This window comes from Paralcaligenes ureilyticus, from assembly GCF_004346225.1.
Lineage (GTDB): Bacteria > Pseudomonadota > Gammaproteobacteria > Burkholderiales > Burkholderiaceae_B > Paralcaligenes > Paralcaligenes ureilyticus.
This window is the reverse complement of the sequence record NZ_SMAJ01000012.1, coordinates 1-17,429: the sequence shown is the minus strand read 5'-3', so window position 1 is coordinate 17,429 and position 17,429 is coordinate 1. Positions and strand designations below refer to the sequence as shown.

General features: G+C 59.4%; 15 protein-coding genes. 10 read left to right on the top strand and 5 right to left on the bottom strand.

The features are described from left to right. Window positions 1-80: 80 nt before the first annotated feature. The 4 genes from EDC26_RS14240 to EDC26_RS14225 all read right to left on the bottom strand — a co-directional run bounded on the left by EDC26_RS14240 (window position 81) and on the right by EDC26_RS14225 (window position 4,623). Window positions 81-866 (bottom strand): aldolase, encoded by a 786-nt coding sequence (locus EDC26_RS14240; protein ID WP_132583774.1) that lies wholly within the window; start codon window positions 864-866, stop codon window positions 81-83. Between the two features lie 241 nt (window positions 867-1,107). After that, window positions 1,108-1,986, bottom strand: coding sequence for a LysR family transcriptional regulator (locus tag EDC26_RS14235; RefSeq protein WP_132583772.1), 879 nt, complete (start codon window positions 1,984-1,986; stop codon window positions 1,108-1,110). Continuing rightward, entirely contained in the window at window positions 1,973-3,712 is a 1,740-nt protein-coding gene (gene recJ / locus EDC26_RS14230) for a single-stranded-DNA-specific exonuclease RecJ (RefSeq protein ID WP_132583770.1), read from the bottom strand. The genes EDC26_RS14235 and recJ overlap by 14 nt, the downstream gene beginning before the upstream one ends. Next, window positions 3,694-4,623 (bottom strand): hypothetical protein, encoded by a 930-nt coding sequence (locus EDC26_RS14225; RefSeq protein ID WP_132583768.1) that lies wholly within the window; start codon window positions 4,621-4,623, stop codon window positions 3,694-3,696. Before EDC26_RS14225 ends, recJ begins: the two co-directional genes overlap by 19 nt. 37 nt (window positions 4,624-4,660) lie before the next feature. Between EDC26_RS14225 and EDC26_RS14220 the strand changes: the two genes are divergently transcribed. From EDC26_RS14220 to EDC26_RS14210, 3 genes are all read left to right on the top strand, one after another. After that, on the top strand, window positions 4,661-5,938 hold the full coding sequence (locus tag EDC26_RS14220) for a lipoprotein-releasing ABC transporter permease subunit (RefSeq protein ID WP_165931033.1): 1,278 nt from the start codon (window positions 4,661-4,663) through the stop codon (window positions 5,936-5,938). Beyond that, window positions 5,931-6,632: an ABC transporter ATP-binding protein gene (locus EDC26_RS14215; RefSeq protein ID WP_132583766.1), complete on the top strand. Its 702-nt coding sequence runs from the start codon at window positions 5,931-5,933 to the stop codon at window positions 6,630-6,632. The genes EDC26_RS14220 and EDC26_RS14215 overlap by 8 nt, the downstream gene beginning before the upstream one ends. A 128-nt stretch (window positions 6,633-6,760) precedes the next feature. Next, the gene (locus tag EDC26_RS14210; protein WP_132583764.1) at window positions 6,761-7,597 is read left to right on the top strand and encodes a TatD family hydrolase; all 837 of its coding nucleotides are present in this window, start codon (window positions 6,761-6,763) and stop codon (window positions 7,595-7,597) included. A gap of 123 nt (window positions 7,598-7,720) precedes the next feature. On the opposite strand, the gene EDC26_RS14205 is transcribed toward EDC26_RS14210, so the two are convergent. Next, a complete protein-coding gene (locus EDC26_RS14205) occupies window positions 7,721-8,248 on the bottom strand; it encodes a copper chaperone PCu(A)C (RefSeq protein ID WP_132583762.1) in 528 nt (175 codons plus the stop codon). Window positions 8,249-8,323: 75 nt separating this feature from the next. On the opposite strand from EDC26_RS14205, the gene EDC26_RS14200 reads away from it, so the two are divergent. From EDC26_RS14200 to greB, 7 genes are all read left to right on the top strand, one after another. Further along, window positions 8,324-10,894 carry a DNA internalization-related competence protein ComEC/Rec2 gene (locus EDC26_RS14200; RefSeq protein WP_243700922.1) on the top strand — a complete coding sequence of 857 codons (2,571 nt, stop codon included), beginning with the start codon at window positions 8,324-8,326 and terminating at the stop codon, window positions 10,892-10,894. Between the two features lie 297 nt (window positions 10,895-11,191). Then, a complete protein-coding gene (locus EDC26_RS14195) occupies window positions 11,192-12,427 on the top strand; it encodes a 3-methyl-2-oxobutanoate dehydrogenase (2-methylpropanoyl-transferring) subunit alpha (RefSeq protein ID WP_132583760.1) in 1,236 nt (411 codons plus the stop codon). A 2-nt stretch (window positions 12,428-12,429) separates the two neighbouring features. Further along, window positions 12,430-13,470 carry an alpha-ketoacid dehydrogenase subunit beta gene (locus EDC26_RS14190; protein WP_132583758.1) on the top strand — a complete coding sequence of 347 codons (1,041 nt, stop codon included), beginning with the start codon at window positions 12,430-12,432 and terminating at the stop codon, window positions 13,468-13,470. Further along, window positions 13,470-14,786 carry a dihydrolipoamide acetyltransferase family protein gene (locus tag EDC26_RS14185; protein ID WP_132583756.1) on the top strand — a complete coding sequence of 439 codons (1,317 nt, stop codon included), beginning with the start codon at window positions 13,470-13,472 and terminating at the stop codon, window positions 14,784-14,786. Before EDC26_RS14190 ends, EDC26_RS14185 begins: the two co-directional genes overlap by 1 nt. Window positions 14,787-14,941: 155 nt before the next feature. Beyond that, window positions 14,942-15,865, top strand: coding sequence for an alpha/beta fold hydrolase (locus EDC26_RS14180; protein ID WP_243700921.1), 924 nt, complete (start codon window positions 14,942-14,944; stop codon window positions 15,863-15,865). A gap of 61 nt (window positions 15,866-15,926) precedes the next feature. Further along, complete coding sequence (locus EDC26_RS14175; RefSeq protein WP_132583754.1) at window positions 15,927-16,775, top strand: 3',5'-nucleoside bisphosphate phosphatase; 849 nt, start codon at window positions 15,927-15,929, stop codon at window positions 16,773-16,775. A gap of 16 nt (window positions 16,776-16,791) precedes the next feature. After that, window positions 16,792-17,343, top strand: coding sequence for a transcription elongation factor GreB (gene greB / locus EDC26_RS14170; protein ID WP_132583752.1), 552 nt, complete (start codon window positions 16,792-16,794; stop codon window positions 17,341-17,343). The last annotated feature ends 86 nt before the right edge of the window (window positions 17,344-17,429 follow it).

Genomic DNA, 17,429 nt, shown 5'->3' with positions numbered 1-17,429 from the left:
TAATTTCTCCTCACTGTGTTGTTATAAGGTTTGTTGTCAGGCTGGCCGCTTGCGCGACCGGCGTGCTTGTTGCCCGAGGTTCACATGGACCGGGCGCCTTGCCCAATGGCGGCGTCGGCTTGCCGGCTCCAGTAATCGAATGTCGCGTTCACGATGGATGGCTTTAGCAGGTAATCGTGGGCTTCCTGCGCCAGATGATCGGGTACCGGGATCAGTGGCCCGAACGCTTGGGCGCGAATTTGCATGCGGGCGGCCCGTTCCAGATAGACGGACAAGTAGGTGGCTTCCTGAAGAGAAGATCCCGCCGTCAGGTAGCCGTGGTGAGCCAGCAGGATCGAGCGTTTGCTGCCGATTGCGGCCGAGATGATGACACCCTCCTGGTCGGCAATGGGGACCCCTGGCCAGTCGGCCAGGAATGCGCAGTCGTTATAGAAGGGAGTCATGTCCATGTGCAGGACGACCAGCTTCTGGCGTGCCGCTGCAAGCGTCGAGGCCCATGGCGCATGCGTGTGAATGATGGCATTGACATCGGGCCGGGCTTTGTACACCCATAAATGGAATCGCGTGGCCGGGTTGGCCATGCCCTCTCCGCTTAGTGTGTTGAGATCCTGATCGACCTCGATAAAATCATCTGCCGTGGCTTCGTCGAAACCCAGGCCGAAACGCAAAGTCCAATAGGCATTTTCACGCTCCGAGCGGGCACTGATCTGGCCGGCCAATCCAGCTTCTTGGCCGGTCATTGCAAGGATTCGGCAGGCCGACGCGAGTGTCTCGGCCAGGGAGCGTGTTTTGGTGTGCAGGTGTTTGCCCATTTCCCGCGTCGCTCGCTGGTCAAAGTATTCTTTGGATCGCAATTTTTCACTCATGTCATTCTCCGTTTCCATAGCTTCGCCCGCGTTTGGGCTATGTGGCGATAAAGGGTTGATCAGCGCAGTATGGGAGGCTGTTGCGGTACAAGCCAGAGACTATTGCTCATAGCTGGTATGAGCTTTAAACCTCGCGGCGGCGCAAGTTGGAAAAAGGGAATGGCGCTAGAGCATTTTTTTTGGTCAAACGGTGTACGGCACGGGATGTTTCAGTTCCGTAAACACTTCAACCGAAAATGCACTAGCGGCTCAGATTGCCCAGCGCGGCATCGAGCATGAGTTGCGTGAGCGATGAAGGAGGTACCGCTATTTTAGTGATGGCCACGACGCGCCGAGTAAGCAGCGGCTGGTCGATGGCGATTTTCCGCAAGCTGTATTCCGCCAGCAATTTGGTGTGGATGCGATCGGGAAGAATGCAATAGCCCACTCCTGAAGACACCAGATCGAGCATTACCGCAATGGTTTCCGCTTCGGCCACGGTATCGAATTCCAGACCGCTGCTATGCAGCATGCGGCGCAGCGCGTAGTGGGGTGGAAATACGACCAGCGACAAACGATGCTTGTTGAGGTCGATAGATTGACTTTTGGCCTTGTATTGCCGATTGACGATCAGGCACATGCGGTCGTCAAAGAGAGGGGTGCTGTTCAGACGGTCCGATGCCACGGCGGAATCGTAGACGAAGCCCAGGTCGACATCGCCGCGTTCAACCAGGGTGACGACCTCGGGAGAACTGCGGGCAACGAGTGACACCGTCGTTGTAGGCCGCACACCCAGGAATTTTGCGACGATTTCCGCCATGAAGTAATAGCTCAGCGTATGGACGGTGGCGATTTTCAACTTTCCCTGAGTGGCGGCGTCGTGGCCTTTGATCGACGCCAAGGCATTGTCGATCGTCTCGTAGGCCGTGTGCGTCTGAGACTGCAGGAAAGACCCGGCAGGGGTAAGTTCAACACCGCGCCCGGTACGGTAAAACAGTGGTACGCCAAGGTGCTCTTCGAGGGACCCTAATTGCCGGCTTATGCCTGATTGGGTAAGTCCGAGCGCCTCGGCGGCCTGGGACAGGGATTTCAGTTCGGCAATAACCCGAAAGTACCGTATCTGGCGGTCAAACGAATTCATGGGCATCGCCTGATTGGCCCTGTGCCCCGCAGGCATATTCAATAATCAGCTGCGCCGTGATATTGCCGTTCCACACATTCTGGTCCAGCCGGTAGGCGACGTCGATGTATTCGGGCAGCATATCGGCGTGGCCGAACCAGATGGCGTCAAAGCGCTGATGGCCGCGTTCCAGAGTCAGTTTCAGGTGCTTGTCTTTCAGTAGCCGCTGTTGGCGCACGTAAAAGTTGTCGCGAAATATCGGGGCGGGAAAGCCTGAACCCCAGACTTGTTGCTGGAGCAGGCCGGCAACCTCGGCGTTGGCGTAGCCCGACTCCAGCGAACCATCGGTTTCGATCACCGGATCGAACGTGGTGCGCCCGCTTAATTCCTTGACGGCATCGTCAAAGCCCTCGACAAAAGTTGCGTAGGCGTTTTCTTGCAGTGTCAAGCCGGCGGCCATCGCGTGGCCGCCGAACTTGAGGATGATGCCCGGATGGCGTTTGGCCACCAGGTCGAGTACATCGCGTAAATGCACGTCGGGGATGGAGCGGCCCGAGCCGCGCAGTTCGCCGGCATCGGATCGGGCGAAGGCGACGGTAGGGCGCCAGTAGGCTTCCTTTAGTTTGGAGGCCACCAGCCCCACTACGCCTTGATGCCATGTAGGGTGATAGACGCAGACACTTGCCCGAATGACGACATCGGGCATTTCCATTGCCGCCAGCGCTTCCTGGCGCATGGTGGTTTCTATGGCGCGCCGTTCGTGGTTGATGGCGTCGAGCTCGCGAGCCAGCTTTAATGCTTCGCTTTCATCGTCGGTGATCAGGCAATGGATACCCAGGCTCATGTCGGCCAGCCGCCCTGCTGCATTAATGCGCGGGCCGATGGCAAAACCCAGATCGAAGGCGCTAGCCTGCCTGGGTTCGCGCGCAGCTACTGCGAATAGAGCGCGCACACCTGCGTGCATTTGGCCTGCGCGCATTTTTTTCAGGCCCTGGGTGACCAGCAAACGGTTGTTGGCATCGAGTTTGACGACATCGGCTACGGTGCCCAGGGCCACCAGATCGGCCAGGGCATCGAGCCGCGGGCCTGCGTTTGCGGCATAGACGCCGCGGGTGCGCAGCTCGGCGCGCAATGCCAGCATCAGATAGAAAATGACGCCTACGCCCGCCAGATTTTTAGAGGAGAAACCGCAGCCGTGTTGGTTGGGATTAACGATAGCCAGCGCGTTGGGCAGGGTATCGCCAGGCAAGTGATGGTCGGTGATAATGACGTCGATGCCAGCGTCTTGCGCGGCGGCAACGCCCTCGACGCTTGCGATTCCGTTATCGACGGTGATGACGATATCCGGCTTGCCGCCATGATGGCGCAGCGCCAGTTCGACAACCGCCGCGGACAAGCCATAACCGGTTTCGAAGCGGTTGGGTACCAGAAAATCAACGTTGGCACCCATGCTGCGCAAGGCGCGGATTGCGACGGCGCAGGCGGTTGCGCCGTCGCAATCGTAGTCGGCAACGATAAGCAGGCGTTTTTTTTCAGCAATGGCGTCGGCGAGCAGTCGGGCTGCGTGTTCGCTATGGGTTAGCTGGCCTGGCGGCAGGAGCGTGCCCCAGCCGAATTGGGTTTCGGTTGCGTCGTGCACCCCGCGCGCGGCCCATAGCCGCGCCAGCAAAGGATGTATGCCGGCGGCCTCGAGCGACCGGGCGGCCTGATCGTCGGAAGCACGGGTGCTTAATTGCGGGGTGACCACCAGTTGCTCCAGTGCTTGCCGGGCAAGCGATTGACAAAGCGGGCCAGAGTGCCGGGCCGCAATTGAACGAATCTGTCGCGACCGATCAGCACCAGTTCCGGCGGCGTGTGGGCGAGGGGTTGAAATACTGTCGATTCGAGTTCGCCCAATGCCTGTAGCCAGGCGCTCCAGTCGTGCGTATTGAATGGAACATGCAGCGTCTCGCATATTTTGAAGACCGGAGTCGAGCGCGTGTCGGCGAACTGGTCTGCCTTTGCCCCGCCAAATAGCCACAGGCTGTTGATGGGGGCCAGCCCGCGCGCCTGCCTTGCTCGATTGACCGGATGGTCGAACCACAACATCTGCAACTCGTTGACCAGCCGGCGCCAGGGGCGGGCTTCGGGCTCTTTGGGCCAGGAATCGTTCATCGATCCCAAACTCACCAGGCTGGGGCTGGCACAAACGGGTGCGAAATTACCGTGTATCGTTATGAGCCAGTGTCGGGCGCTTGAAGGGCTGGCCGAAAAGCCGCTGCCTTTGAAGAAATCCTGGGCCGAATCGAACAAGGCTACACTTTCTGCGAGTTCGATCGACAGGTCGCTTGCACCGAACAGGCGGGCGCCATCGCGAGAGGGCGCTACATGAACCAGTTCCGCTAGCCAGACGGGCTGGTCACGTTTAGTGACGTTGCCGGCCCATAGGGGGCCTAAACCTGAGCTAAGATTCTGTCCTTGCGCGGGTTTGAATCCGTGCGCGGACAACAGCCAGTGTTCGTAGGGCGTGCAGCCTGCGGCAACGGGGTCGGTCGTGGTGATGCTGGCTCGGCCAAGACGTAGCCAGCGACTCAGTGTAGGGGCGGCTTTTAGCACGTGCGGAGCCAGTTCCCGTGCTTCGCTCGGGTCGGGCAGGGCGCCAGGGAGTACGATTTGCATTCTTGGATTGTAGTGTCAATAAGAAAACGGTGGCGGATTGAAGACTTCATATGAGCTCTGGATAGGGGCGCGGTACGCAGGTTTGGCGCGGGTCAAGCACGGCCGCGGACGGCGAGATCGATTTGTGTCCTTTATTGCCGCCAGTTCCATGGTGGGCATTGCATTGGGTGTTGCAGCGCTGATTATTGTGCTGTCGGTCATGAATGGCTTTCAGACGCAGGTGCGGGATCGGATGCTGTCGGTATTGCCGCATATCGAGCTGTACGTGCCGCGTACGGCGCCCGACCTGGTGCTGCAGCATTGGCAGCAAATTGCGCAGGATGCCAAGAAGAACAAGGAAGTGCGGGGCGAGGCGCCGTTTGTCGCCGCGCAAGCCATGTTGGTGCGCGGCGATTCCTTAAGCGGAGTGCAGATTCGCGGCATTGACCCCAAGCTTGAAGCGGCGGTGTCGGATGTAGGCGGGCAGATGACCGACGGCAATATCGACTCGTTGACGCCGGGAAGTTTTTCCATCGTGCTGGGCAACCAGATTGCCGCCAGCCTGGGGGTCAAACGCGGCGATACGGTGTTGGTCCTGGCGCCTCAGGGGTCGATATCGCCGGCGGGCTTTGCGCCGCGCATGCGGCAATTTACAGTCAGCGGGATTTTCTCTTCGGGCTATTACGAATATGACGCGTCGCTGGCCTTTGTCAATTTTGAAGACGCGGCCAAGGTGTTTCGCGATAACGGCACCAGCGGCGTAAGGCTGCGCATTGCGGATATGCAGAAGGCGCCCGAAGTGGCGCGCGAACTTATGCGAATTTTGCCGACATCGGTACAGGCGACCGACTGGACGCAGAATAATCGCACTTGGTTTGCCGCCGTGCAGACCGAAAAGCGCATGATGTTCCTGATTCTTGCCCTGATCGTTGCGGTGGCAGCGTTCAATCTGCTTTCGTCGCTGGTCATGGCGGTGAAGGACAAGCAGTCGGACATTGCCATTTTGCGTACTTTGGGCGCCAGCCCGCGCGAAATCGCCAAAATCTTCCTGGTTCAAGGCTCGCTGATCGGAGTCGTAGGCACTTTGCTGGGGGTCGGGTTCGGCATGTTGATTGCCTACAACATTGGTGTGATTGTGCCGTTCATCGAGCGTTTATCGGGCGTGCATTTTTTGCCGCAGCAAATCTATTTCATCAGCGAACTCCCGTCCAACCCGCAACTGTCCGATATCGTGACGATTGCGATCACTTCTTTGGTGCTCTCTTTGCTGGCTACTCTTTATCCCAGCTGGCGTGCCGCCAGCCTGCAACCCGCCCAGGTGCTGCGTCATGATTGATACGCCTCCAGTTCATGCCCTGAGCGCCCACAATCTGGTGAAGACTTACGATGACGGATTGGCCCGCATCGAGGTGCTGCGCGATGTTAGCCTGCACGTGGCACCACGCGAGTTTGTGGCTATTGTGGGGGCGTCCGGATCGGGCAAGAGCACGTTGCTGCATACCTTGGGTTTGCTCGACAGGCCTACGTCGGGCACGGTCTTTATTAATGGCGCGTCGGCGCAAGGGCTGTCTGAGGCCCAACGCAGTCAGTTGCGCAATCGCAGCCTGGGTTTTGTGTATCAGTTTCATCATTTGTTGTCGGAGTTTTCGGCGCTCGATAATGTGGCGATGCCATTGATTGTGCGGCGTGATACGCGCCATGCGGCTCGGGAGCAGGCGGCCCAGTTGCTGGAGCAGGTGGGGTTGGCCGATCGGATCCATCATTTCCCGGGGCAGTTGTCCGGCGGCGAGCGGCAACGGGTGGCGCTGGCGCGCGCCTTGGTGACGCGCCCAACCTGCGTTCTGGCCGATGAGCCCACCGGCAATCTGGATCGCTATACGGCCGAGAGCATGTTTGAGCTGTTGGTGCGTGTTAATGAGGAATTCGGCACGGCATTGGCCATTGTGACGCACGATCCGGCGCTGGCGGCATTGGCGCATCGTCAGTTGTTTATGGATAAGGGACGCCTGGCTGATGAAGAGGCCCTGTAACGCCACCCGTAGCGGCACCCCTTGTGGGTGCCATTAATCCAATAGCCCTAACTTCGAAAATCGACATCATCGTGTGTCTGGCCTGTAAAATTGAATCATTGAGCGGGTGCTTCTTTACGGGACGCGTAGTGCTTATCGATACCCATTGCCATCTGGATGCCGCAGAGTTTGCCGATGATCGGCAACAGGTAATCGCTCGCGCTGCACACGCAGGCGTGCAGGTCATTGTGATCCCGGCGGTGGAGCGCGGGAATTTTTCTGTGGTGCGTGATCTGGCCCATTCTTTCCGGGGCGGTGCTTATGCCTTGGGCATTCATCCTATGTGCGTCCCGCAAGCCGGGGATAGCGATTTGACGGTACTCGAGGACTTGGTGCGGGATGCTTTGGCTGATTCGCGGTTGGTCGCCATCGGCGAGATTGGCCTGGATTTCTTTGTGCCTGAGCTCACCTCCGTACCTATGCGAGCCAAGCAGGAATTGTTTTATTCGGCCCAGCTCGATCTGGCGCAACGGTATGAGCTGCCTGTTTTGCTGCATGTACGCCGTTCGCAAGACACGATACTGAAGCATTTGCGCCGCCGGCCCCGGATTGGCGGGATTGCCCATGCGTTTAACGGTAGTTTCCAGCAGGCCAAACAGTTTATTGCTCTGGGGTTTGCGCTTGGCATGGGCGGGGCCATGACTTTTACTCGTGCCTTGCAAATACGCCGCTTGGCGGCTCAAGTGCCGCTGGAGTCGCTGGTGCTGGAAACCGATGCGCCCGACATTGCTCCCGCGTGGCTGGGTTCGCCTGGGTCTGCGGGGACAGCGGGTAAGTCAGGGTTGATGCGTCCTCGCAACGAGCCCTCGGAAGTCGCGCGCATTGGCGAGGTTTTGGCCGAGTTGCGCGGCCTGTCTTATGAAGCTCTCCTGGGTGCGACAAGCGAGAATGCCCGGCGTGTGTTGCCGCGTCTGATGGGTGTCTAGGCGGCATGGGGCGGATGGCAGCCACAAGGGCTGCCGCTACAGAAACCTGCTGGCCGCTCATGTAGCGGCAGCCCTTGTGGCTGCCATTGCCGCACGACCGTCCGGTACGGCAGTCTGCCCGGCTTACTTGGCGTGCTGATGGTGCATATTCATATTCATGTGTCCAGCGCCCATGTCCATATCGCCCGCCGATTTGCCCGGTTGATAGGTAAGCGGTTCAACCTGAAATTCCACTGCCACCTTGCCGGCTTTTTCAAAAGTGAGGGTCGCGGAAATCTTGTCGCCTTGCTTGAACGGGGCCTTGATATGCATGAACATGATGTGATAGCCGCCCGGGCTGATTTGTATGGTTTGCCCTTTGGGGATGGGCAATTTCTTGGCGGCCTCCATTTTTGTCATGCTGCCGTCGCTGACGGTTTGGTGCAGCTCGGTCATGTCGGCGACGCCGCTTTCGACGGACAATAGCGTGTCGTCGGCCGTGCCGGCATTTTTAATGCCCATGTAGCCCGCGCCCGTGGTTTGCCCAGGCGCTGTGGCGCGAGCCCAAGGGTGTTCGATCTGGATGTGACTCACTTGCTGGGCCTGGGCAAAGCTTGCGCCGGTTGTCAGCAGGGCCATGGCGCCCAGGGCAAATAATTTGCGTATAGACATAAGGGTTTCCTGTGATGCAATAAAAGGCGGTTTCGTCTGCGATTATAGGGTGCCTGTCGCGCGGCCGTTTGCGACATGCGCCGCGTATTATCCGAAAGGCGCGAAACTATCCGGTTGACCCGCCTGGCGCGATTATTCGTCGTTACCCTTGCTTATTTTGGAGCGCGGGATGTGACGGGGCGATTAAGCATGCTGGCCATCGTGTTGGCCACCGGTGCCGCGCAGGTTTTGCCGGTGATGCCCGATGCCGCCACTTGGATGTGGCTGGCATTAGGCGTCCTTGGCTTGTCCTTGTGGCTGCTGAAAATGCAGCGGCCCGCGCGCGCCCTGATACCCGTCTGGGCGGCTGTGCTGGGTCTGCTGCTGGCGGTCGTGCGAATCGAACAGCGCCTGGCCGATGAACTCGCCGCTGAAAACGAAAATCGCGTCTCGCGTGTCGTGCTCCGGGTGGCCAGTCTGGTCAGGTTAAGGCCTGACAGCCGGGCTTTTGAGGCCGAAGTGATTTCCTCTCTGCCAGAAGGCGTGCCTTCGCGAATTTATGTTTCGTGGACGGCGCCGGGTCGGGCCGGTCCTTATGGGCGGTTTAATCAAGCACCGGCCCAGTTTCCGGAACTGATTCCCGGCCAGATATGGCGCATGTCCCTGACGCTTAAAAAGCTGCATGGAGCGCGTAACCCTAATGCGTTCGATTACGAAGCCTATATGTTTGCGCAAGGGGTGCGTGCTACGGGCAGCGTGCGAGGAACCCCGAAATATCAAGGTGACGATCCCTGGGTCAGTTTGGAAATCGTCGCTCAGCGCGCGCGCCATCGCGTGCGCCAGGCCATGCGGGCGCATCTTGACGGCATGCGCTACGGGGCCGTCTTGCTGGCGCTGGCGATAGGCGATCAGGCGAGTGTGGAGTCGGCCGATTGGCAGGTCTTCAACCGTACGGGCATTACGCATCTGGTGTCGATCAGCGGTTCGCATATTACGATGATTGCCGCCTTGGGCGGCCTGGTGGTCCTCTGGAGCTGGCGCAGGTTGCGCTTTCGCGGGCGCAATCTGGCCGAGCGTGTGCCCGCCCAGATCGCTGCCGCGATGGCCGCGCTTTTGGTTGCATGGCTATATTGCCTGCTGGCGGGGTGGGGCGTGCCCGCCCGGCGCACTTTCCTCATGTTGGCGGTCGTGGCCGCGGCGCATCTGTTGCGCCTGCCCATGAACGGTTCGCGCCTGTTGAGCGTGGTGGTGTTGGCGGTGGTGATGCTCGACCCTTGGGCCTTGTTCGCGAGCGGGTTCTGGCTGTCGTTTGGTGCTGTTTGTGTGCTGATGGCCAGCAGCGGCTGGGTGGGGAACCGGATCGGCCTGCCGGCGATGACTCGCATGCAGCGCCTGAAATTTTTCCTGACTTCGGCTTCGCGCCTGCAACTGGCCATTACGGTGGCTTTGATGCCATTGCTTGCGTTGATCTTTCACCAGATATCGTTTGCCTCGCCGCTGGCCAATGCGTATGCCATTCCTTTGATCAGCCTGGTGGTGACGCCCTTGTCCCTGCTGCTGGCGGCATTGGCTTTTGTTCCAGGCTTAGGCTGGATGGCCGGCTTTTGCGGTTGGCTGGCCCATACCTGCCTGGATTTGATGATGATTCCCACGGTCTGGCTGGCCGATTTCAATGCGGCGAGCATCGACGTGGCGCATCCGCCGCTGGCCTTGACACTGCTGGCCCTGCTGGGGCTTGTGCTGGCGCTCATGCCTTACGGCTTTCCGGCGCGTCGTGCGGCCTGGATCCTTATTCTGCCGGCCTTGTGCTGGCGTCCCGAGCGGCCGCCCGAAGGCGGTTGGGACGCGTTTGCGCTGGACGTCGGACAATCGGCCGCAATCGTGGTGCAGACGGCGCGCCATGTCCTGTTGTTTGATACAGGCTTGCGCAGCAGTGCCGCGAGCGACGAAGGAGCGCGCACGATATGGCCTTTCCTGCAATCGATGGGCATACGAAAACTGGATGTGATGGTGGTGTCTCACGCTGATATCGACCACGCAGGCGGAGCACGCAGCCTGCTCGAGGCGGTTCAGATTGAACAATCCTACAGTTCGTTCGATCTGGGGGGTTATTTGCGGCGCGAAGCGCATTTGCTGGGCAGGCCACAGAGCCTGCCGCGATTTCCGTGGGCCATGTCGGAGTGTGTGGCGGGCCACGCCTGGACGATCGATGGCGTCGATTTTCAGTTTTTGTGGCCACCACCCCTGGCTAAGCCGGGCCGGTCGGCCAAAGCCCCAAAGCCCAATGATCGGGCCTGTGTCTTGCTGATCAGGGGTCGAGACCACTCTTTGCTGCTGACCAGTGATATTGGCGCTGTGCAGGAAGCCTTGCTGCTGCGTCGCGGTTTGGATCCGGTCGATGTGGTTTTGGCGGCGCATCATGGCTCGCGGTATTCGTCCAGCCCGGGTTTTGTACAGGCCATGAAGGCCAGGCACGTGCTGGCCCAGGCGGGTTTATGGAATCGATATGGGCATCCCGGCCCCGAGGTGGTACAGCGCTGGGAGCAGGCCGGGGCGACATTCTGGCGTACCGATCGGCAGGGCGCCATTACGGTTCGATCCAGACAGAATGGGCTGCGGGCTTATAGCACGCGAGAATATGACCGGCGCTATTGGGCTGGCCGTTAACGGTGTTGGCTGGATGTGGGTTCGGGGGAGATTGCCAGGTCGCGGCGATGGCACCCACAAGGGGTGCCGCTACAAAAACGTATCCGCAGCTTGTAGCGGCACCCCTTGTGGGTGCCATCTCTCATAGCGCCCAACAGACAATCATTAACAATTACGCAAAACCATGCCAACGTCAACCAGTCTATTGGGGTGAATACCCTTGTGGATTTTGCCCGGATGCGCGATGATTGACACATTATCCACAAGATATATTCGGCTACGAGGCTCCACAAGACCCTTCGGAAGCGAATACACACCATGAGCCAGACACCACCCCTGCATCTGCACGTGCCGGAGCCCACCGGGCGTCCAGGCTGCCATACCGACTTTTCCTATCTGCATTTATCGCCCGCAGGCACCGTTCGCCGCCCTCCCGTAGACGCAGACCATATCGATATGGGCGATCTGGTCTACGCGCTGGTGCGTGTACTCGATGACGACGGCCAGGCAGTGGGCCCCTGGGCGCCCAGCATCAGCACAGAATTGCTGCGCAAGGGCTTGCGCACTATGCTGAAAACGCGGATTTTCGATGCGCGCATGCTGATCGCCCAGCGGCAGAAAAAACTGTCTTTTTATATGCAATCGCTGGGCGAAGAGGCCATCGGGACTGCGCACGGCATGGCGCTGTCCGAGGGCGATATGTGCTTTCCTTCGTACCGCCAGCAAAGCCTGTTGATGGTGCGCGACGATGTCCCGCTGGTCGATCTGATCTGCCAGCTATTGTCCAACCAGCGCGATCCGCTCAAGGGCCGACAGCTTCCTGTCCTGTATTCGGTGCGGCGGGCAGGGTTTTTCTCGGTTTCGGGTAATCTGGCCACGCAGTTTATTCAGGCGGTGGGCTGGGGCATGGCCTCGGCTATCAAGGGCGACAACAAGATTGCGTCAGGGTGGATCGGCGATGGCGCTACGGCCGAATCCGATTTTCACACAGCCCTGACGTTCGCCCACGTTTACCAGGCACCGGTCATTCTGAATGTCGTCAATAACCAGTGGGCGATTTCCACCTTCCAGGCTCTGGCGGGCGGAGAGCGCACCACGTTCGCGGCCCGCGGCGCGGGTTGCGGCATCGCCTCGTTGCGTGTCGACGGCAATGATTTCCTGGCGGTGTATGCCGCTTCGCAATGGGCGATTGAGCGGGCGCGCAACAATTTTGGGCCGACCCTGATCGAGTGGGTGAGCTATCGTGGCGGCCCGCACTCCACGTCAGATGACCCATCCAAGTACCGGCCCGCCGACGACTGGGCGCAATTTCCGCTGGGCGATCCGATCGAGCGGCTCAAGCGGCATATGATCGGACGTGCGATCTGGTCCGAAGAAGAGCACGAAGAAACCAGGAAAGAGCTCGAAGCCGAGGTTGTGGCGGCGCAAAAGGAAGCCGAGCGTTACGGGTCGCTTGCGAACGGCCATACGTTCAGCAATATAAGTATGTTCGAAGATGTATACAAAGACATGCCTCAGCATTTGCGCAGGCAGCTTGCGCAACTGGAGCGATGATCATGGCAAGTGCTATCAATAAGGGGCCGACGCGGCCCATGACCATGATTCAGGCGCTGCGTTCGGCGATGGACATCATGCTCGAGCGCGACAGCAACGTGGTCGTCTTCGGACAAGATGTCGGGTATTTTGGCGGCGTGTTTCGTTGCACTGAAGGTTTGCAGGCCAAGTATGGCAAATCGCGTGTGTTCGACACCCCTATTTCCGAGGGTGGGATCGTTGGCGCGGCGGTCGGTATGGGCGCCTACGGGCTGCGCCCGGTGGTTGAAATTCAGTTCGCCGATTATTTTTATCCGGCATCCGATCAAATCGTCTCCGAAGCGGCGCGCTTGCGCTATCGCTCGGTGGGCGAATTCACGGCGCCTCTTACGATACGGATGCCTTGCGGCGGCGGGATCTATGGCGGGCAGACACATAGCCAAAGCCCTGAAGCGCTTTTCACCCATGTCAGCGGCTTGCGTACGGTGATGCCGTCCAATCCCTACGATGCCAAGGGTTTGCTGATCGCCTCCATTGAAAATGACGATCCGGTCATATTTCTCGAACCCAAGCGCTTGTATAACGGCCCTTTCGATGGTCATCACGACCGGCCCATTGTGCCCTGGTCCAAACATCCGCTGGGCGAAGTCCCCGAGGGCTATTACACGGTGCCGCTCGAATCGGCGTCGGTTTTTCGCAAGGGCGCGGCGCTTACGGTGCTGACTTATGGCACCATGGTTTTCGTATCCGAAGCGGCGGCCCAGGAGACCGGGATCGACGCCGAAATCATCGATTTACGAAGCATTTGGCCGCTCGATCTGGATGCCATTGTGAAGTCGGTGAAAAAGACCGGCCGGTGCGTAGTGGTGCACGAAGCCACCCGTACCAGCGGTTTTGGAGCCGAACTGATAGCGTTGGTGCAAGAGCATTGTTTCTATCACCTGGAAACTCCGATCGAGCGTGTAACAGGCTGGGACACGCCTTACCCGCATGCGCAAGAGTGGGCTTATTTTCCGGGCCCGGGGCGAGTCGGGGCGGCTTTCAAACGCGCAATGGAAGACTGATGGGAATCCACATTATCAAAATGCCCGATATCGGCGAGGGGATAGCCGAGGTCGAACTGGCGCAGTGGCATGTGAAACCGGGCGATAGCGTCGCCGAAGACCAGGTGCTGGCCGAAGTCATGACCGACAAGGCAACCGTTGAGGTGCCGTCGCCGGTGATAGGCACCGTCGTCGCGCTGGGCGGCAAAGTCGGCGATGTCATGGCGGTGGGGTCCGAGCTGATACGCATCGAAATCGTTGACGAAGGCTCTGAATCCGGCCGTGATGCGGGTGCAGCTGCCGCGACAGAGCCATCGGCCGCGCCGGCCGTATCGGCTTCCCCTGCTGCCGTATCGGCTTCTCCCGTTGCATCGGCACCCCTTGTCGTAGCGGCACCCCTTGTGGGTGCCATCTCCCAAACGTCCCCGGCCGTCGTTTCCAGCACATCCCCAACCCACAGCAAACCGCTGGCCTCGCCCTCGGTGCGCCGCCACGCACGGCAATTGGGACTTGATCTGCGAGAGGTGCAAGGCAGCGGTCCGTCGGGACGCATCCGCCATCAGGATCTGGATGTTTCGGTAGCGAATCAGGCGAGGCATGGCGTTGCGCCAGTGGCCGCGGCGGCTTATGCCGAACGCCACGACGAGAACCCGATTCCGGTCATTGGCTTGCGCCGCAAAATAGCGCAAAAAATGCAGGAGGCCAAACGCCATATTCCGCATTTCACTTACGTTGAAGAGGTCGATGTGACCGAGCTCGAGGCGTTGCGCGTAAAACTCAATGCCAAGTGGGGCGCTCAGCGCGGCAAGCTGACTTTATTGCCTTTGCTGATTCGAGCCATAGTGCTGGCCGTGCGCGAATTTCCGCAGATCAATGCGCGCTACGACGACGAAGCCGGGGTGGTGACCCAATACGGCGCAGTGCACATGGGTGTTGCGGCTCAAACCGAACAGGGTTTGATGGTGCCTGTGCTGCGTCACGCCGAGGCCCGCGATTTGTGGGGCAATGCGGCGGAAGTCGCACGCCTGGCGCAGGCGGCGCGCACGGGTAAGGCAGTGCGAGAAGAGCTGTCGGGTTCTACCATCACCATCACCAGTCTGGGCGCTTTGGGCGGCATCGTTTCGACGCCTGTCATCAATCGCCCCGAGGTGGCCATCGTCGGCATCAATCGCATCGTCGAGCGGCCTGTCGTCCTGAGCGGCGCGGTAGTGGTGCGCAAGATGATGAACCTGTCTTCATCGTTCGATCACCGCGTCGTCGATGGTCTGCACGCCGCCGAGTTCATACAGGTGGTGCGCGGTTACCTCGAGTGCCCGGCGACGTTGTTTATAGAGTAGGGCGTTAGCCGCAATGCGTGTGGCACCCACAAGGGGTGCCGCTACAAAAACGTACCCGTCGATCATGTAGCGGCAGCCCTTGTGGCTGCCATGTTTTTTGCTTTTTCGCGCTACTGTGTGTAGCCTTTTGGTTTTCCTTGAATAAGTTGTGCGCCATGACAGAACCCCGCCTTGACTATGTTAGCTGCGCCAGTCCGTCGGGCGTGCACCGCATGGCGTACTGGGAATGGGGCGATCCGGACAACGACCGCGTATTGGTTTGCGCGCATGGCCTGACGCGCACCGGGCGTGATTTCGACACGCTGGCGGCGCGTTTGAGCACGCACTACCGCGTGGTATGTCCAGATGTGGTGGGCCGCGGTCAATCCGATTGGCTGGCCAACCCCGCCGGTTACGTGGTGCCGCAGTACGTGGCCGATATGCTTACCCTGATTGCGCGCTTGCAGGTCAGCCAGGTGAATTGGCTGGGGACGTCCATGGGAGGCTTGATTGGATTGGCGTTGGCCGGTGCGCTGGCCATGTCGGCGGCAATGCGGCCCGATAGGGGCGGGGATGGGCTGGATCCAAAGCTATCTCTGCGTTTGGGTAAAGTGATTTTGAATGATATTGGGCCGCGCCTGGATTATGACGGCTTGGCGCGTATTGGCGACTATGTGGGCGAAGCCAGGCAGTTCGACACCTTTGACCAGGCGGTCGATTATGTGCACTCGGTATCAGAAGGGTTTGGCCCCCATACGCGTGCTCAGTGGGGGGAATTGACCCGCCAGGTATTCATTCGGCGCGGCGATCACTGGATAAAGCGCTATGATCTGGCTATGGCGCAGCCGTTTGCGCTGCAAACCCCCGAGGTAGTTCGCGCGTCGGAAGCTCTGCTGTGGGGTGCCTACGAAAGCATACACACTCCGATGTTGTTGATCCGGGGCGCATTGTCGGACCTGTTCGCAGTCGATGTCGCCCAAGAGATGCTGGCTCGCAATTCGCATGCGCGACTGGTCGAGATACCCGGAGTGGGTCATGCACCCACCTTTTTCAGCGATGACCAGATCGACCTGGTCGAAACTTTTTTATTGACCTCTTGATCGTTGCGGCCGTGTTGTCTGCGAAGTATCTTGCCGGGTCAGGACGTATTTCAAAGAAAGCATGTCTACGAGCCCAAGCCTGAACGTCGATTTGCATTGCCACTCCACGGTTTCCGATGGCGTGCTGGCGCCGCGCGAGCTGGCCGCGCGTGCGCATGCCAACGGCGTCGGGCTTTGGGCCCTGACCGATCACGACGAAGTATCCGGCCTGGCGCCGGCCGCGCAAGCGGCGCATGACCTGGGTTTGCCATTCGTTCCCGGGATCGAAATTTCCGTGACGTGGGCGCAGCAGACCGTGCATGTGGTGGGCCTGGGCATAGACGCGGCCAATCCGGTGCTCAAGGCCGGGGTGGCCGACATACAGGCAGGGCGGGTTGGGCGCGCCAGGGAAATGGCCGACCGCCTGCAAGGCCTGGGCATTGCCGACAGCTATGCGGGCGCATTGCGCTTTGTGGGCAACCCGAACCTGATCAGCCGTACGCATTTTGCGCGTTTTCTGGTAGAGCAGGGGCATTCCAAAAACATGCAGGCGGTGTTCGATAAATATCTGGGCGACGGCAAGCCCGCCTGTGTGCCGGGCAGTTGGGCGACGCTTGCCCAGGCGCTTGGCTGGATAAGCGCTGCCGGCGGCCGGGCCATCATTGCCCATCCCGGACGCTACCACTACACCCCGGTTCAGTTTGGCGCCTTGTTCGACGAATTCAAAGACATGGGTGGGGCCGGCATCGAGGTCGTCACCGGCAGTCATAGCGTTGATCAGTACCGCCAGTATGCCGATGTAGCGCGTCAGTATGGTTTTATGGCTTCCTGCGGCTCCGACTTTCATAGCCCTTCCGAGAGCAATAAAGATCTGGGTTCCTTGCCTCCATTGCCGGCCGATTTGAAACCGGTCTGGCATGATTGGGTTTAATGATGGTGGACCCATTATGAACAAGGCCTTTGTTAAAGAATCTGATCAGGACGATGAAGATCCTGTTCCTGAAGGTCAGCGTTTACCCGCGGGCACCAAAAATTACATTACGGTGCAGGGGTATCAACGGCTGCGTGCCGAACTGGCCCACTTAATGACCGAGGAGCGGCCTGCCGTTGTCCAGATTGTGTCGTGGGCGGCGTCCAATGGCGACCGTTCCGAAAACGGCGATTATCTGTACGGTAAAAAGAGATTGCGGGAGATTGACCGGCGCATGCGGTTCCTTACCAAACGCCTGGAAATCGCCGAAGTGGTCGATCCGGCGTCTCAACCGAACAAGGATCAAGTCTTTTTTGGCGCGACCGTTCATTATGTGGATAGCGCGGGTGAGGAGCATACGGTGACGATCGTCGGGGTGGACGAGGCCGAGCCTCTGCTGGGGAAAATCAGCTGGATTTCACCGGTAGCCAGGGCCCTGACCAAAGCCCGCGAGGGCGATACCGTGACCCTGCGTACGCCTGCCGGCCTGGACGAACTGGATATTCTGTCGGTCAGTTATCCGTCCTAGGGCATTTTTGATTGCAGTGTTTACGGAGCTGAACGTGTTTTGGGTCGCTCTTTTTTTGAGCTGTCTTGGGTGGTGAGGTCATTCTG

Coding starts and splice junctions, on each gene's coding strand:
- EDC26_RS14240 (WP_132583774.1), bottom strand. CDS start 866: ATGAGTGAAAAATTGCGATCCAAAGAATACTTTGACCAGCGAGCGACG.
- EDC26_RS14235 (WP_132583772.1), bottom strand. CDS start 1,986: ATGAATTCGTTTGACCGCCAGATACGGTACTTTCGGGTTATTGCCGAA.
- EDC26_RS14225 (WP_132583768.1), bottom strand. CDS start 4,623: ATGCAAATCGTACTCCCTGGCGCCCTGCCCGACCCGAGCGAAGCACGG.
- EDC26_RS14215 (WP_132583766.1), top strand. CDS start 5,931: ATGATTGATACGCCTCCAGTTCATGCCCTGAGCGCCCACAATCTGGTG.
- EDC26_RS14205 (WP_132583762.1), bottom strand. CDS start 8,248: ATGTCTATACGCAAATTATTTGCCCTGGGCGCCATGGCCCTGCTGACA.
- EDC26_RS14200 (WP_243700922.1), top strand. CDS start 8,324: ATGCGCCGCGTATTATCCGAAAGGCGCGAAACTATCCGGTTGACCCGC.
- EDC26_RS14195 (WP_132583760.1), top strand. CDS start 11,192: ATGAGCCAGACACCACCCCTGCATCTGCACGTGCCGGAGCCCACCGGG.
- EDC26_RS14190 (WP_132583758.1), top strand. CDS start 12,430: ATGGCAAGTGCTATCAATAAGGGGCCGACGCGGCCCATGACCATGATT.
- EDC26_RS14185 (WP_132583756.1), top strand. CDS start 13,470: ATGGGAATCCACATTATCAAAATGCCCGATATCGGCGAGGGGATAGCC.
- EDC26_RS14180 (WP_243700921.1), top strand. CDS start 14,942: ATGACAGAACCCCGCCTTGACTATGTTAGCTGCGCCAGTCCGTCGGGC.
- EDC26_RS14175 (WP_132583754.1), top strand. CDS start 15,927: ATGTCTACGAGCCCAAGCCTGAACGTCGATTTGCATTGCCACTCCACG.
- greB (WP_132583752.1), top strand. CDS start 16,792: ATGAACAAGGCCTTTGTTAAAGAATCTGATCAGGACGATGAAGATCCT.